This is a genomic window from Atlantibacter hermannii, assembly GCF_009907385.1.
Lineage (GTDB): Bacteria > Pseudomonadota > Gammaproteobacteria > Enterobacterales > Enterobacteriaceae > Atlantibacter > Atlantibacter hermannii_A.
Map to the genome: position 1 here is coordinate 1 of NZ_JAAATR010000116.1, position 14,334 is coordinate 14,334.

Consider the following 14,334-nt stretch of genomic DNA (forward strand, 5'->3'; position numbering starts at 1 on the left):
TCTGGGCGAAGACGGCCCGACCCACCAGCCGGTAGAGCAGACCGCTTCCCTGCGCGTCACCCCGAACATGTCCACATGGCGTCCGTGTGACCAGGTGGAATCCGCGGTGGCGTGGAAATACGGTGTTGAGCGTCAGGACGGCCCGACCGCGCTGATCCTCTCCCGTCAGAACCTGGCGCAGCAGGAGCGTACCGAACAGCAACTGGCGGATATCGCTCGCGGCGGTTACGTGCTGAAAGACTGCGACGGCCAGCCGCAGCTGATCCTGATTGCCACCGGCTCCGAAGTGGAACTGGCTGTGGCGGCGTGGGATCAACTGTCAGCAGAAGGCATCAAAGCGCGCGTGGTTTCCATGCCGTCTACCGATGCATTCGAGAAGCAGGATGCGGCATACCGTGAATCCGTGCTGCCGAAAGCGGTTTCTGCACGCGTAGCGGTAGAAGCGGGTATCGCTGACTACTGGTACAAATACGTCGGCCTGAACGGCGCAGTTGTCGGTATGACCACCTTCGGTGAGTCTGCACCGGCAGAGCAGCTGTTTGAAGAGTTCGGCTTCACCGTAGAAAACGTGGTGAAACAGGCGAAAGCGATTCTGTAATTCGCCACAGTAAAAGTAAGGGCCGCTGATGCGGCCCTTTTTTTATGCGCTCACCAACAGCTGTTCCGGGCTGCCATCCTCCCTGATGCGCCCCTCGCTGAGCCGTATCACGCGCGGAAAATGACGACGGGTAAAATCGTAATCATGGCTAATGGCGATGATGGTATCTCCGCGCTGTTTACAGGCCGCGAGCCAGCGCTCGAACAGGGCCAGCCAGTGCGCGTCAAAATCCCGGCCTGGCTCGTCCAGCAGAATTAACGGCGGCGCCATCGCTTCCAGGCTGGCGACTGCCACCATCCGGCGTTGCGCAACATGTAAATCCAGCGGATGCGCCTGCGCCACCTCTTCCAGCCCGCACAGCGCCAGGGCTGCTTCAGTACGCTGGCGGATCTCGGCTTCAGGCCGTTTTTGCAGCCGTAAGCCGAACGCCACTTCGGCAAACACTTCGCTGTGCAGGATCTGATGTTCCGCTTCCTGAAACAGCACGCCGATAAGCCTGGCGCGCTGTTGCGCTTTCAGTTTCGCCAGCGGTTGGTTCTGAATATGGATTTCACCCCGGCTCGGTTGAAGTAATCCCGCCATCAGGCGTAACAGGGTGGATTTCCCCGCGCCGTTATCGCCAATCAGCGCCACGCTTTCCTGGGGAGAAACCGCTAATGACAGACCGTTAAGGCAGGGCTGTGCGGCTCCCGGCCAGAAAAAATCAATCTGGTTTATCTTCAACATAATGGCGTGAGCTCTCCTGCCTTCAGTTGCCATGCCGCCTGGCAGTAGCCGATAACCGGCTGGGGGTTGCGCTCAAACAGCACAATCAGCGCCTGGCGTTCCAGCGCCCATGTTGCAAGCACCGTCAACAGCCGCCGGGTGGCCTGTGGCGTTAAGCGGCTGAATGCTTCATCAAGCAGTAAAACGCGGGGCTGCATCGCCAGCGCGCTGGCAATCACCACCCGCTGGGATTCGCCCCCGGACAGCGTCGCCGGGTGACGATGACGCAATCCCTGGCAATCGGTGAGCGTTAATGCCTCATCGACGCGTTGCAGGATCGCATGTTCGCTCAGACAAAGGTTTTCCGGGCCGAACGCCACTTCCTCTTCCACGCTAAAGGTACAGCCGGAAAACTGCAGGGCAGGGGCCTGTTGCACCAGTTGAATGGTCTGCGACTGCTCGACGAGCGAGCGCAGGCCGATCGGCTGGCCGAGCAACTGGCCTTTGCCGCTGATTTCGCCAGGCAGAAAATCGGGATACCACCCGGCCAGCAGCTGCGCGAGGGTGCTTTTGCCGCTGCCGTTGCCGCCAAATATCGCCACCATTCCCGGCAGGGAATAATGGAAATTGAGTCTGCCCGAAGGTTGCGTGGCGTGGCGCGGGCGATAGCAAAAATCGTCTAGCGTAACCATAGCCAGGCCCCCGTTTGCGCAAATATCAACGCAATCAGTCCGTAACGCGCAACGCGTTGCAGGGCGCTATCCTCAGGTGCCCAAAGCGTGGTGCGCCGTGAATGCAGGCGGAAACCGCGCATGTCCAGCGCCGCGCCGCGTATCGCCAAATCGTTCAACGCATTGTGGGTCAAGGGCACGATCAGCGCGGGAATAGCGCGCAGACGCTGGTGCCAGCGGCCATCCAACGGCACGCCGCGCGCCCGTTGCGCCTCGCTGATGCTGGTGAGCTGGCGCCTGAGTTGTTCCACCACCAGCAGCGGCCCGGCAAACACGTAGGCGATACCCGGCGGCAGACGGCTGGCGAACAGGGCGCGGGTAAACTGACGCGCCGGAACAAAGCCCATCCACAGCTGCGAGGTAGAGATAATCGCCAGAATGCGCAGCCACAGCGTTATCGCGTGCGCCCAGCGTTGCGGATCGCGCGGCTGGCCGCTGATCCACTCGGTGAGCCAGCCGCCGTGTACCAGCCACAACCCCGCACCCAGCGAAAACATCAGCCAGGCGACATAACGCGCTCTGGGGCGGGTCGCGTTAAACAGCAGGAGTGACAGAAACGCCGTGGCGCTGTAAATCGCCAGAATCAGGCCCGGGGGAAGCAGCAGCGTGGCGCAGGCCGCCCACGCCCACAGCGTTAATGAAGTAAACGGATGCATTACCGCACAGCCGACATGGTCGGGAAGTGGCGGGTGGTGCGCAGAGGAAGCTGGCGCAGCAGGATCCAGACAATGACTGCGGTCAGGATTTTATCCACCAGGTTAGCGCCAAGCACCGTCACGGCAACAGATTCGATCAGATTCTGCCCCATGGAGTGCATCCAGGCCACGAACAGGTCAGCGCCGCTGCCGGTCACGCCCGCAAACAGTGCGGTACGCAGCGGCACTGCCACCACGGTCACGGCGAGGGTAATGATCACGCCGCTGACGATCACCTTTGGCAGGGTACGAAACCAGCCTGCTTTCGCCAGCCAGCCGGCTACCAGGCCAATCACCATCGCGACCGGCGCGAAGGCGGCGGCAATCGGGTCGGTGAGCAGTCCCCAGATCAGGTTAGTGATAAGCCCGGTCAACATGCCGATTAACGGCCCGAGCAGCACGGCGCTAATCAGGGTGCCGATGGAGTCGAGAAAAACAGGCAACTTCAGCATGCTGATTAATTGCCCGCCGATCATGTTAATCGCGATAGCGATAACAATAAGTGCCAGAGTCTGGCTGGAAAAGTGGCGCTGAGCCATAAAATGACCTCTTGTCAGATTAGTAACGGGGATGAATGACCAGTTCTTCGTAACCGGAGACTTCGCAGGGCTGGCGGCTAAAGGTAAGCGCCGTTAACTCGCCGATGATGATTTCCAGCGTGGTGCGAACCGTACAGCCGGGCATCATATGGCCGCCGAGCATGGCGCCTTGCGGATCGGAAATAGAGAGATGTAAATGCTCGCCGGTGAGTTCCAGCGTCCCGCTCAGGGATATGACCTCATAAGTGCCGCGCAGTTGAGTTGTTTCTTCCTGCCCTGCATAACGCAGCGCGACATCGGTCATACTGCCGGTGCAACCGGCAATCCAGGCGGCAGACAGGTGATGTTGTTGAATAAATGCGCGTAACTGGCTTAGCACCTCGTCGCCGGGCAGCAGACGTAACGCGTAAAAACGCGCCCCGGAGGCGGGTAAAGATGAAAGAGCTGTTTTTGACATGGGTTAGGGTTACTCCGAGACTCGGACGTGAGGCAGATAATATAGGGCCGCAAGAAATGAATTGCTGATATAAATCAGGAAACGCGATGCAGCGCAAACAAGGAATCCGGCAAAGCTTTGCGATAATTCTGTCATTGGAATAATTTGCCGGCCAGATTTGCAGGAAAGTGTGATGTGGATCAGATATCAGTTTTTGTTCACGCCTGATGAATATCTTTTATTCCGCGTTTCGCTTATCCTAGCTGAAGCGTTTCAGTTTGTATTTCGCTCGACAAATAAACGATTGGCTAAGGTTTATGGTCGGCAAGCATTCCCCTGGTGACGTCGCTGCATTACCCTGTCAGCCACTTCTTTCACCTGGAATGTCTTGCAGGGGATCTATGACACTACGCATTGCGGTAAACGGGTTCGGGCGCATTGGGCGCAACGTGGTTCGCGCGTTATACGAATCCGGGCGTCGTGCGGAAATCACACTGGTGGCGATCAACGAGTTGGCCGATGCCCAGGGCATGGCGCACTTGTTGAAGTACGACACCACGCACGGACGCTTTTCCTGGGATGTTCGCCAGGAGTGTGAACAACTCTGGATTGGTGATGATGTCATCCGGCTTCTTCATCAGCGTGATATAGAGAATTTGCCCTGGCGCGAGCTGGGTATCGATGTGGTGCTGGATTGTACCGGGGTGTACGGAACGCGCGCTGATGGCGAAGCCCATCTGGCGGCAGGTGCGAAAAAGGTGCTTTTCTCCCACCCTGGCGGCAATGATTTAGATGCGACGGTGGTGTTCGGCGTCAACCATGACGCGCTGCAGGCGGAGCATCGTATTGTCTCCAACGCCTCATGCACCACTAACTGTATTATTCCGGTGATCAAGCTGCTTGACGAAGCCTTTGATATTGATTCCGGGACCGTGACGACGATCCACTCGGCCATGAACGATCAGCAAGTTATCGATTCCTGGCATGCCGATTTACGTCGCACGCGGGCGGCCAGCCAGTCGATCATTCCGGTGGATACGCGGCTGGCGGCGGGGATTACGCGTATTTTCCCCAAATTTAACGACCGTTTTGAAGCCATTGCCGTGCGTGTGCCGACCATTAACGTCACCGCCATCGATTTAAGCGTGACGGTGAATAAAGCGGTTAAAGCCTGTGAAGTCAACGGGTTGCTGCAAAAAGCGGCGCGAGAGACATTTCGTGGTATAGTTGACTATACGGAGTTACCGTTGGTCTCAAGTGATTTTAACCACGATCCGCACAGTGCCATTATTGATGGCACGCAAACGCGGGTCAGCGGTTCGCATCTGATCAAAACGCTGGTCTGGTGTGATAATGAATGGGGCTTTGCTAACCGTATGCTTGACACGACGTTAGCGATGGCCGCTCAAGGTTTCCGGTAAGGCGCAATCTGTGCCTGCAAAACTTTAAGAATCAACGAGAGGATTCACCATGTCTGTAATTAAGATGACCGATCTGGATCTGGCAGGTAAACGCGTACTGATCCGTGCCGATCTGAACGTGCCGGTTAAAGAGGGTAAAGTGACTTCTGATGCCCGTATCCGCGCATCGCTGCCGACCATCGAACTGGCCCTGAAACAGGGCGCTAAAGTGATGGTTACCTCCCACCTGGGTCGCCCGACCGAAGGTGAATACAACGAAGAATTCTCTCTGCTGCCGGTTGTTAACTACCTGAAAGACAAACTCTCTAACCCGGTCCGTCTGGCTAAAGACTATCTGGACGGCGTAGAAGTGGCTGAAGGCGAGTTAGTAGTTCTGGAAAACGTTCGCTTTAATAAAGGCGAGAAGAAAGACGACGAAACCCTGGCGAAAAAATACGCTGCGCTGTGCGACGTGTTTGTCATGGACGCATTCGGTACTGCGCACCGCGCGCAGGCGTCTACCCACGGCGTTGGCAAGTTCGCAGACGTTGCGTGCGCTGGCCCGCTGCTGGCCGACGAACTGGAAGCGCTGGGTAAAGCGTTGAAAGAACCGGCTCGCCCGATGGTGGCTATCGTTGGCGGTTCTAAAGTGTCTACCAAACTGACCGTGTTGGACTCCCTGTCTAAAATCGCCGATCAGCTGATTGTCGGCGGCGGCATCGCCAACACCTTCGTTGCTGCCCAGGGCCACAACGTGGGTAAATCCCTGTACGAAGCGGATCTGGTTGACGAAGCGAAACGTCTGTTGGGCACCTGTGATATCCCGGTTCCGACCGACGTCCGCGTAGCCACTGAGTTTTCTGAAACCGCAGACGCAACCCTGAAATCTGTTGCCGACGTGAAAGACGACGAGCAGATCCTGGATATCGGCGACGTTTCTGCGCAGAAGCTGGCGGAAATCCTGAAAAACGCCAAAACCATTTTGTGGAACGGCCCGGTTGGCGTGTTCGAATTCCCTAACTTCCGTAAAGGTACTGAAATCGTGGCTAACGCTATCGCAGACAGCGATGCGTTCTCCATTGCAGGCGGCGGTGATACGCTGGCAGCCATCGATCTGTTCGGTATCTCTGACAAAATTTCCTACATCTCTACTGGCGGCGGCGCATTCCTTGAGTTCGTGGAAGGCAAAGTGCTTCCAGCCGTAGCTATGCTCGAAGAGCGTGCTAAGAAGTAAGCGTTGAACAGGCGGGGAAACCCGCCTGATTTTCAAATAACTTTTCTATCCAATGGATTTCAGGTCGCAGGAAGGCGGCAAAACGATGCGCTGATTTGAAGCCTGCGTTTCAGGTTAGCCGGTTTAGCCATCATGCCAGCGGCGCGAAAAACAACGGGTAAAAGATGGTCGACGATACAGGACAACCTAAACATGTCTAAAATTTTTGATTTCGTAAAACCGGGCGTAGTCACGGGTGATGACGTACAGAAAATCTTCCAGGTGGCTAAAGAGAATAACTTTGCTCTGCCAGCGGTTAACTGTGTAGGCACCGACTCCATCAACGCAGTGCTGGAAACCGCTGCAAAAGTTAAAGCTCCGGTCATTGTTCAGTTCTCTAACGGCGGCGCTGCGTTTATCGCGGGCAAAGGCCTGAAAGCAGAAGGGCAGCAGGCTGCGATTCTTGGCGCGATCTCTGGCGCGCATCACGTCCATCAGATGGCTGAACACTACGGTGTGCCGGTGATCCTGCACACTGACCACTGCGCGAAGAAACTGCTGCCGTGGATCGACGGCCTGCTGGATGCGGGTGAAAAACACTTCGCCGCTACCGGTAAACCGCTGTTCTCTTCTCACATGATCGACCTGTCTGAAGAGTCTCTGGAAGAGAACATCGAAATCTGCTCTAAATACCTGGAGCGTATGTCCAAAATCGGCATGACTCTGGAAATCGAACTGGGTTGCACCGGCGGTGAAGAAGACGGCGTGGACAACAGCCATATGGATGCTTCCGCACTGTACACCCAGCCGGAAGACGTGGACTACGCGTACACCAAACTGAACGCCATCAGCCCGCGTTTCACCATTGCGGCTTCTTTCGGTAACGTTCACGGCGTTTACAAGCCGGGTAACGTCAAACTGACCCCAACTATACTGCGCGACTCTCAGGAATATGTGTCCAAAAAACACAACCTGCCGCACAACAGCCTGAACTTTGTGTTCCACGGCGGTTCCGGCTCTTCCGCTCAGGAAATCAAAGACTCCGTCAGCTATGGCGTGATCAAAATGAACATCGATACCGACACCCAATGGGCCACCTGGGAAGGTATTCTGAACTATTACAAAGCTAACGAAGCGTATCTGCAAGGTCAGCTGGGCAACCCGAAAGGCGAAGACCAGCCGAACAAGAAATACTACGATCCGCGCGTATGGCTGCGTGCTGCCCAGACTTCAATGATCACCCGTCTGGAGCAGGCTTTCAAAGAACTGAACGCGGTTGACGTTCTGTAATTTGTCGCGCTAACGCCCGTCTATAAAACCCGCCTTGTGCGGGTTTTTTTCTTAATTTTCCCCGTATTACCCGCCCCGGAATCCCATTTCTGTGACCAACTTGGCACACTCCAGCGTTTTTGTTTACCCTTTATAAACCGTGATTCAAAGCCCAGCGGGGCAATGAAAGCCAAATTTAGCGATAGCAAAAGGAACCGTAAATGGAAGATTTGAACGTTGTCGACAGCATCAACGGTGCCGGCGACTGGCTGGTAACCAACCAGGCGCTGCTGTTGAGTTATTTAGTCAATATCGTTGCGGCCATCGCGATCATCATCGTGGGGATGATTGTGGCGCGCGCGATTTCCAACACCGTCAACAAGCTGATGCTGGCGCGTCACATCGATGCCACCGTGGCGGACTTCCTGTCCGCGCTGGTGCGCTACGGTATTATCGCGTTTACGCTGATTGCCGCGCTGGGGCGCGTAGGCGTGCAAACGGCCTCGGTAATTGCCGTGCTGGGTGCGGCAGGTTTAGCGGTGGGCCTGGCGTTACAGGGGTCACTCTCGAACCTGGCGGCGGGCGTACTGTTGGTCACCTTCCGTCCGTTCCGCGCCGGGGAGTATGTCGATCTCGGCGGGATCGCGGGTACTGTGCAGCACGTGCAGATTTTCTCGACCACGCTGATTACCGCCGACGGTAAGTATGTGGTGGTGCCGAACGGTAAAATTATCGCGGGCAATATCATTAACTTTTCGCGCCAGCCGGTGCGCCGTAACGAACTGGTGATCGGCGTGTCCTACGACGCGGATATTGATCGCGTCCGTGCGATCCTGACCGATATCGTGATGTCCGATGAGCGTATCCTGCCGGATCGTGAAAGAACGGTGCGCATGAACGAGCTGGGCGCTTCCTCCATCAACTTCGTGATTCGCGCCTGGAGCAAAAGCAGCGATTTGCAGGACGTTTACTGGGATATCCTTGAGCGCGCTAAAAAAGCGCTGGACGCCGAGGGCATCAGCATCCCGTATCCGCAGATGGATGTGAACGTCAAACAGCCGGCGCAGCCAAAGCAGGAACAGGCACAGGCAGAGAAGCCCCAGCCGAAGCAGCCGTCTATCATCACCGAGACTACGGCGCAGGACATCAAACCGACGTCGCTGGATAAACCCACCGACGCGCAATAATCCCCAGGCCAGCGTTTCGCTGGCTTTTTTATGCCAGTGATTATTAGCCATGCTAATTAGCGATTAAAATTTTGCGTTAGAGCTAATGAGCGTGGCGCATTACACTTGCCCTCCATCTCGTGAATGTCAGGAAAGCAGTGTGATAAGTTATTATTTTCAAGGGTTTGCTCTTGGTGCAGCCATGATCCTTCCGTTAGGCCCGCAAAACGCTTTTGTGATGAATCAGGGCATTCGTCGCCAGTACCATTTAATGATTGCCTTGCTGTGCGCCATCAGCGACTTAGCGCTGATTTGCGCGGGGATTTTTGGCGGCAGCGCGATCCTGATGCAGTCCCCCTGGCTGCTGGCGCTGGTTACCTGGGGCGGCGTTGGCTTTTTGCTGTGGTACGGCTGGGGCGCGTTTCGCACCGCCATGAGCCAGAATATCGAGCTGGCTAACGCTGAAGTGATGCGCCAGGGCCGATGGCGTATTATCGGTACGCTGCTGGCGGTCACCTGGCTCAATCCGCATGTTTATCTCGATACCTTTGTGGTGCTGGGCAGTTTGGGCAGCCAACTGGCCGAAGGGCCAAAACGCGCCTTTGCGTTGGGCACAGTCAGCGCGTCATTCCTGTGGTTTTTCGGACTTGCGCTGCTGGCCGCCTGGCTGGCGCCGCGTCTGCGCACGGCTAAAGCGCAGCGTATTATCAATGGTATCGTGGGGATGGTGATGTGGGTGATCGCTTTCCAGCTGGCGAAAGATGGCGTTAATCACTTGTCACAACTGATTAACTAATCTTTCTCTTATAGACTTTCGCCCGCCAGCGGCTAAGCTTGCACGTGGCGCTCGTATCATTTCCGGGCGTTTGATTTGGAACGTACGCGGAGGAAGAACAGTGAAGTTTAAAGTGATGGCCCTGGCGGCAATGATTGGATTAGGCGCGGGTGGCGTGCAGGCAAACGAACTGCCGAACGGCCCCCATATCGTGACGTCAGGGACGGCCAGCGTCGATGCAGTGCCGGATATCGCGACACTCGCTATCGAAGTGAATGTTTCCGCTAAAGACGCCGCCGCAGCCAAAAAGCAGGCTGACGATCGCGTTGCGCAATACCTCACATTCCTGCAGGAAAACGGGGTAGAGAAAAAAGATATCAATTCGGCGAACTTGCGCACTCAGCCGGATTACGACTACCAGAACGGCAAAAGCATTCTTAAAGGCTATCGCGCGATCCGCACCGTTGAAGTGACCGTGCGCCAGCTCGACAAGCTGAACAACCTGCTCGACGGCGCGTTAAAAGCGGGACTGAACGAAATCCGTGCGGTCTCGTTAGCGGTAGCCGACCCGGAGCAGTATAAAGATAAAGCGCGTAAAGCGGCGATTGACGATGCCACCCACCAGGCGCAACAGCTGGCGGAAGGCTTCAAAGGCAAACTCGGCCCGGTCTACAGCGTGCGTTATCATGTTTCCAACTATCAGCCGAGCCCGATGGTTCGCATGATGAAAGCGGACGCCGCGCCAGCGGTATCGGCTCAGGAAACCTACGAGCAGCCGACCATCCAGTTTGACGATCAGGTTGATGTGGTGTTTGAGCTCCAGCCTGACCAGGGGCAGGGCACTACGCAGTCTCAGCCTGCGACAACGACCCCTGCGCAAACCGCGCAGTAATAACAAAAACCCGCCAACTGGCGGGTTTTTTTATACCTGGCGCAACACGTTGTGACCGTACTCCAGCAGCGCATCGGTGACGTTGCGCATCATGCGGCTTTCTGGCGCAAAGCGGTGCCAGTAGAGCATCCGGCGCTGGAATAAGCCTGGCGTCAGGTCGATCAGCTCGCCGCTTGCCAGCTCTTTTTCAATCTGCAAGTGGGGGATCATACAGCAGGTTGTCCCCTGGCGCGCCAGCTGGACGAAAGCTTCAGAGGAGTTGACGATGTGGCAGGGCACGCTGCCGGGCGACAGGTCGAAGTTCTGCTGCAAAAAGGCCTGGTGCATGTCGTCCAGATGATCGAACGCCACGGCGGGGGCTTTCAGCAATGCGGCGCGGGTAACGCCGTTAGGGAAATAACGTTCCGCAAAGGCTTTCGACCCCACAAACAGGTAATCCAGCGCTCCCAGTTGATCCACCAGGCAGCTCGGCAGCGGCTGCGGCTGAATACTCACCGCGCCCACCACTTCGCCGCGCCGCAGGCGTTCCTGGGTACGGGTTTCGTCTTCAACCTGAAGATTAAGGCGAATGGGGGAATCGACCAGCACTGGCGCTAACGCTGGCAGCAGCCACGTCGCCAGACTGTCGGCGTTGACCGCCAGCGATAGCAGCAGCGGCGTCGAGCCGGTTTGCTCATCTCCCAGCCACTCATCTTCCAGCAACTCTACCTGGCGCAGCAGCGCCAGCAGCTTTTGCCCTTGTTCAGTCGGGCGGGGCGGCACGGTACGCACCAGCAGCGGCTGGCCGAACAGATTCTCCAGTTGCTTTATCCGCTGCGATACCGCGGATTGAGTAATGCACAGCTTCTGCGCCGCGCGCTCAAAACCGCGTTCACGAATGACTGCGTCCAGCGCCTGCAATGTTCTGTAGTCCGGGCGTTTCATGTCTCGGGGCTGCTCCTGAATTCCTGATAATCTGCACTACCGGGCACTATGACATAATTTTCCCGGCGTTACCGACAAAAACAGACTCTGGTAGAGATTTGCCGCGCCAATAGATACCCCTTTTCGTCACGCCTTGTTCTATAATGCGCCACAGATTTCATACCACAGGCAAAAGACCATGACGCAGGATGAACTGAAAAAAGCAGTGGGTTGGGCGGCGCTCCAGTATGTGCAGCCTGGCACCATCGTAGGAGTCGGTACAGGATCGACCGCCGCACACTTTATTGATGCGCTTGGCACCATCAGGCATCAAATCGATGGCGCGGTTTCAAGCTCTGATGCTTCCACCGAAAAACTCAAGGCGCTCGGCATCACCGTTTACGATCTCAATGAAGTCGATTCGCTGGGTATCTACGTTGACGGTGCCGACGAGATCAACGGCCATATGCAGATGATTAAAGGCGGTGGCGCGGCATTAACCCGCGAAAAAATCATTGCTTCGGTGGCGGAGAAGTTTATCTGTATCGCGGACGCTTCCAAGCAGGTGGATATCCTTGGTGCATTCCCGCTGCCGGTGGAAGTGATCCCGATGGCGCGCAGCTGCGTGGCGCGTCAGCTGGTTAAACTGGGCGGCCGTCCGGAGTACCGCCAGGGCGTGTTAACCGATAACGGCAACGTGATCCTTGACGTGCATGGCCTTGAAATTATTGACCCTGTGGCGCTGGAGAATGCTATTAACAGTATTCCGGGCGTGGTTACCGTGGGGCTGTTTGCTAACCGTGGCGCCGATGTGGCACTGATTGGCACCGCCGACGGCGTGAAAACCATCGTGAAATGATCTGAGCGGGGCGCGAAAGTGCCCTGTTTGAGAAAAAAATTTCCCCCCACGGAATTTGGTGACATCTGTCACAATCTCGACACACTCCTGTCATTCCTTTCGTCTTTATTCTTTCAGGCAATATTTTATTCTGGCTTTTGCAGTTGGATGATATTTCTTCAAAATCGTGACGCAAACGTTCATATTGCCGGGCCGCGAAATTTTGATATGTTGGCAGAAGGGTGACTTATTACCCAGCACAACATCAGCTCAGAATAACAGGGTCGGGAAATGGCAAAAGTATCACTGGAAAAAGACAAGATTAAATTCTTACTGGTGGAAGGTGTTCACCAGAAAGCCATCGATAGCCTGCGTGCAGCAGGATATACCAATATCGAATATCACAAAGGCGCGCTGGACAGCGAGCAACTGAAAGCGTCCATCCGTGATGCCCATTTCATCGGCCTGCGATCCCGTACTCATCTGACTGAAGAGATCTTCGCTGCGGCGGAAAAGCTGGTGGCAGTAGGCTGTTTCTGCATCGGCACCAACCAGGTTGATTTACAGGCGGCGGCGCGTCGCGGCGTGCCGGTGTTTAACGCACCGTTCTCGAATACCCGTTCGGTCGCCGAACTGGTGATCGGCGAACTGCTGCTGCTGCTGCGCGGCATCCCTGAAGCCAACGCCAAAGCGCACCGCGGTATCTGGAACAAGCAGGCGGCGGGCTCTTTTGAAGCGCGTGGTAAAAAGCTGGGTATTATCGGCTACGGCCACATCGGTACCCAACTGGGCATTCTGGCGGAATCGCTGGGTATGCACGTCTATTTCTACGATATCGAAAGCAAACTGCCGCTGGGCAACGCCACGCAGGTGCAGTATCTTTCCGAGCTTTTGAACATGAGCGACGTGGTCAGCCTGCACGTGCCGGAAAACGCCTCGACCAAAGATATGATCGGCGCGGAACAGCTGGCGCTGATGAAACCCGGCTCGCTGCTGATCAACGCCGCACGCGGCACCGTGGTGGATATCCCGGCGCTGTGCGATGCGCTGTCACGCAAACATCTGGCGGGCGCGGCCATTGACGTATTCCCGACCGAACCGGCCACCAACAGCGATCCGTTTAACTCGCCGCTGTGCGAATTCGATAACGTGATCCTGACGCCGCACGTCGGCGGCTCGACCCAGGAAGCGCAGGAAAACATCGGTCTGGAAGTGGCGGGCAAACTGGCGAAATACTCTGATAACGGCTCAACCCTGTCTGCCGTAAACTTCCCGGAAGTATCGCTGCCGCTGCACGAAGGCCGCGTGAGCCGTCTGCTGCACATTCACGAAAACCGTCCGGGCATTCTCACCGCTATCAACCAGATTTTCGCCGAACAGGGTGTGAACATCGCGGCCCAGTATCTGCAAACCACGTCGCAAATGGGTTATGTGGTGATTGATATTGATGCGGAAGAAGATGTTGCGTTTAATGCGCTACAGGCGATGAAAGCGATCCCGGGCACCATTCGCGCGCGCCTGCTTTACTGATTTTTTCTGGATCTGAAAGGCCCACTTCGGTGGGCTTTTTTATTGCCACTGCCAGGTGGCGGTCGGGGTGATCACGGCGGGCAACGGGATATCCCACTCTTCAACCGGAAGTGATTCCACATGTTGGCAATCATGGGCATAACCTACCGGGAACAAACCGTGCGCGCGCCAGTTTTGCAAGGTGCGGTCATAAAAGCCGCCGCCCATGCCGAGACGCTGCCCGGCGGAATCAAATGCCACCAGCGGGGTAACCAGCACATCGAGTTTGTGGAGCGGTAAAACGTGGCGTACATCCAGCACCGGCTCATGAATTTTAAACTGATTAAGCACCAGGTCGCTGTCGGGGAAGTAGCGCAAAAACAGCAGGTTTCCCGGGCTAAACGGATGCAGCACCGGCAAATAGACTTTTTTTCCCGCACGCCATAACCCTTCGATCAAGGGCCGGGTATCCAGTTCGCCATCGAAAGAGAGAAACAGCGCCACGGTATGCGCTTCCACAACCGGCGCAAAAGCCATCATGCGTGCGGCACCCTGCTGGGCGGCGTTCAACTGTTGCTGCTGAGTAAGCGATTTTCGGCGTAATCTGATCTGCTGGCGAATGTGCTGGCGCGTTGAAAGGGGTAAACGCTGTTGGATCATGAAAC

At 56.2% G+C, this 14,334-nt stretch carries 16 protein-coding genes; 9 read left to right on the plus strand and 7 right to left on the minus strand.

All coding sequences use genetic code 11. From position 1 onward, the window contains the following. Positions 1-598: transketolase-like TK C-terminal-containing protein (locus GV764_RS21310; protein ID WP_328515199.1), on the plus strand; the 598-nt coding region annotated here is incomplete at its 5' end. A gap of 42 nt (positions 599-640) precedes the next feature. Here the strand turns inward: GV764_RS21310 and GV764_RS21315 are convergent. Genes GV764_RS21315 through GV764_RS21335 form a run of 5 tightly spaced genes read right to left on the minus strand, consistent with a single transcriptional unit; the run spans position 641 to position 3,725 of the window. Next, positions 641-1,324 carry an ATP-binding cassette domain-containing protein gene (locus GV764_RS21315; protein WP_161662062.1) on the minus strand — a complete coding sequence of 228 codons (684 nt, stop codon included), beginning with the start codon at positions 1,322-1,324 and terminating at the stop codon, positions 641-643. After that, complete coding sequence (locus GV764_RS21320) at positions 1,318-1,995, minus strand: ABC transporter ATP-binding protein (protein WP_161662064.1); 678 nt, start codon at positions 1,993-1,995, stop codon at positions 1,318-1,320. The genes GV764_RS21315 and GV764_RS21320 overlap by 7 nt, the downstream gene beginning before the upstream one ends. Beyond that, positions 1,983-2,690 (minus strand): energy-coupling factor transporter transmembrane component T, encoded by a 708-nt coding sequence (locus tag GV764_RS21325; RefSeq protein WP_161662066.1) that lies wholly within the window; start codon positions 2,688-2,690, stop codon positions 1,983-1,985. Before GV764_RS21325 ends, GV764_RS21320 begins: the two co-directional genes overlap by 13 nt. Then, positions 2,690-3,268: an ECF transporter S component gene (locus tag GV764_RS21330; RefSeq protein ID WP_161662068.1), complete on the minus strand. Its 579-nt coding sequence runs from the start codon at positions 3,266-3,268 to the stop codon at positions 2,690-2,692. Before GV764_RS21330 ends, GV764_RS21325 begins: the two co-directional genes overlap by 1 nt. Before the next feature lie 19 nt (positions 3,269-3,287). Then, positions 3,288-3,725, minus strand: coding sequence for a PPC domain-containing DNA-binding protein (locus tag GV764_RS21335; protein WP_161662070.1), 438 nt, complete (start codon positions 3,723-3,725; stop codon positions 3,288-3,290). A gap of 380 nt (positions 3,726-4,105) precedes the next feature. On the opposite strand from GV764_RS21335, the gene epd reads away from it, so the two are divergent. The 6 genes from epd (at position 4,106) to GV764_RS21365 (ending at position 10,419) form a co-directional block, all read left to right on the plus strand. Continuing rightward, positions 4,106-5,125, plus strand: coding sequence for an erythrose-4-phosphate dehydrogenase (gene epd, locus GV764_RS21340; protein ID WP_161662072.1), 1,020 nt, complete (start codon positions 4,106-4,108; stop codon positions 5,123-5,125). Between the two features lie 49 nt (positions 5,126-5,174). Then, on the plus strand, positions 5,175-6,338 hold the full coding sequence (pgk, locus tag GV764_RS21345) for a phosphoglycerate kinase (protein ID WP_161662074.1): 1,164 nt from the start codon (positions 5,175-5,177) through the stop codon (positions 6,336-6,338). 192 nt (positions 6,339-6,530) lie between these two features. After that, the gene (gene fbaA, locus GV764_RS21350; RefSeq protein ID WP_161662076.1) at positions 6,531-7,607 is read left to right on the plus strand and encodes a class II fructose-bisphosphate aldolase; all 1,077 of its coding nucleotides are present in this window, start codon (positions 6,531-6,533) and stop codon (positions 7,605-7,607) included. 200 nt (positions 7,608-7,807) lie between these two features. After that, complete coding sequence (gene mscS / locus GV764_RS21355; RefSeq protein WP_161662078.1) at positions 7,808-8,773, plus strand: small-conductance mechanosensitive channel MscS; 966 nt, start codon at positions 7,808-7,810, stop codon at positions 8,771-8,773. Positions 8,774-8,912: 139 nt separating this feature from the next. Beyond that, positions 8,913-9,548 (plus strand): arginine exporter ArgO, encoded by a 636-nt coding sequence (gene argO / locus GV764_RS21360; protein WP_161662080.1) that lies wholly within the window; start codon positions 8,913-8,915, stop codon positions 9,546-9,548. Positions 9,549-9,648: 100 nt separating this feature from the next. After that, positions 9,649-10,419 carry an oxidative stress defense protein gene (locus tag GV764_RS21365; RefSeq protein WP_161662082.1) on the plus strand — a complete coding sequence of 257 codons (771 nt, stop codon included), beginning with the start codon at positions 9,649-9,651 and terminating at the stop codon, positions 10,417-10,419. A gap of 30 nt (positions 10,420-10,449) precedes the next feature. Here GV764_RS21365 and argP read toward each other — a convergent pair whose 3' ends face one another. Beyond that, the gene (gene argP, locus GV764_RS21370) at positions 10,450-11,343 is read right to left on the minus strand and encodes a DNA-binding transcriptional regulator ArgP (RefSeq protein ID WP_161662084.1); all 894 of its coding nucleotides are present in this window, start codon (positions 11,341-11,343) and stop codon (positions 10,450-10,452) included. A 178-nt stretch (positions 11,344-11,521) separates the two neighbouring features. Here argP and rpiA point away from each other — a divergent pair, with 178 nt between their 5' ends. Next, on the plus strand, positions 11,522-12,181 hold the full coding sequence (rpiA, locus tag GV764_RS21375; RefSeq protein WP_201743302.1) for a ribose-5-phosphate isomerase RpiA: 660 nt from the start codon (positions 11,522-11,524) through the stop codon (positions 12,179-12,181). Positions 12,182-12,451: 270 nt separating this feature from the next. After that, on the plus strand, positions 12,452-13,690 hold the full coding sequence (gene serA, locus GV764_RS21380) for a phosphoglycerate dehydrogenase (RefSeq protein WP_161662088.1): 1,239 nt from the start codon (positions 12,452-12,454) through the stop codon (positions 13,688-13,690). 39 nt (positions 13,691-13,729) lie between these two features. On the opposite strand, the gene GV764_RS21385 is transcribed toward serA, so the two are convergent. Further along, a complete protein-coding gene (locus tag GV764_RS21385) occupies positions 13,730-14,329 on the minus strand; it encodes a 5-formyltetrahydrofolate cyclo-ligase (protein WP_161662090.1) in 600 nt (199 codons plus the stop codon). Positions 14,330-14,334 lie beyond the last annotated feature (5 nt).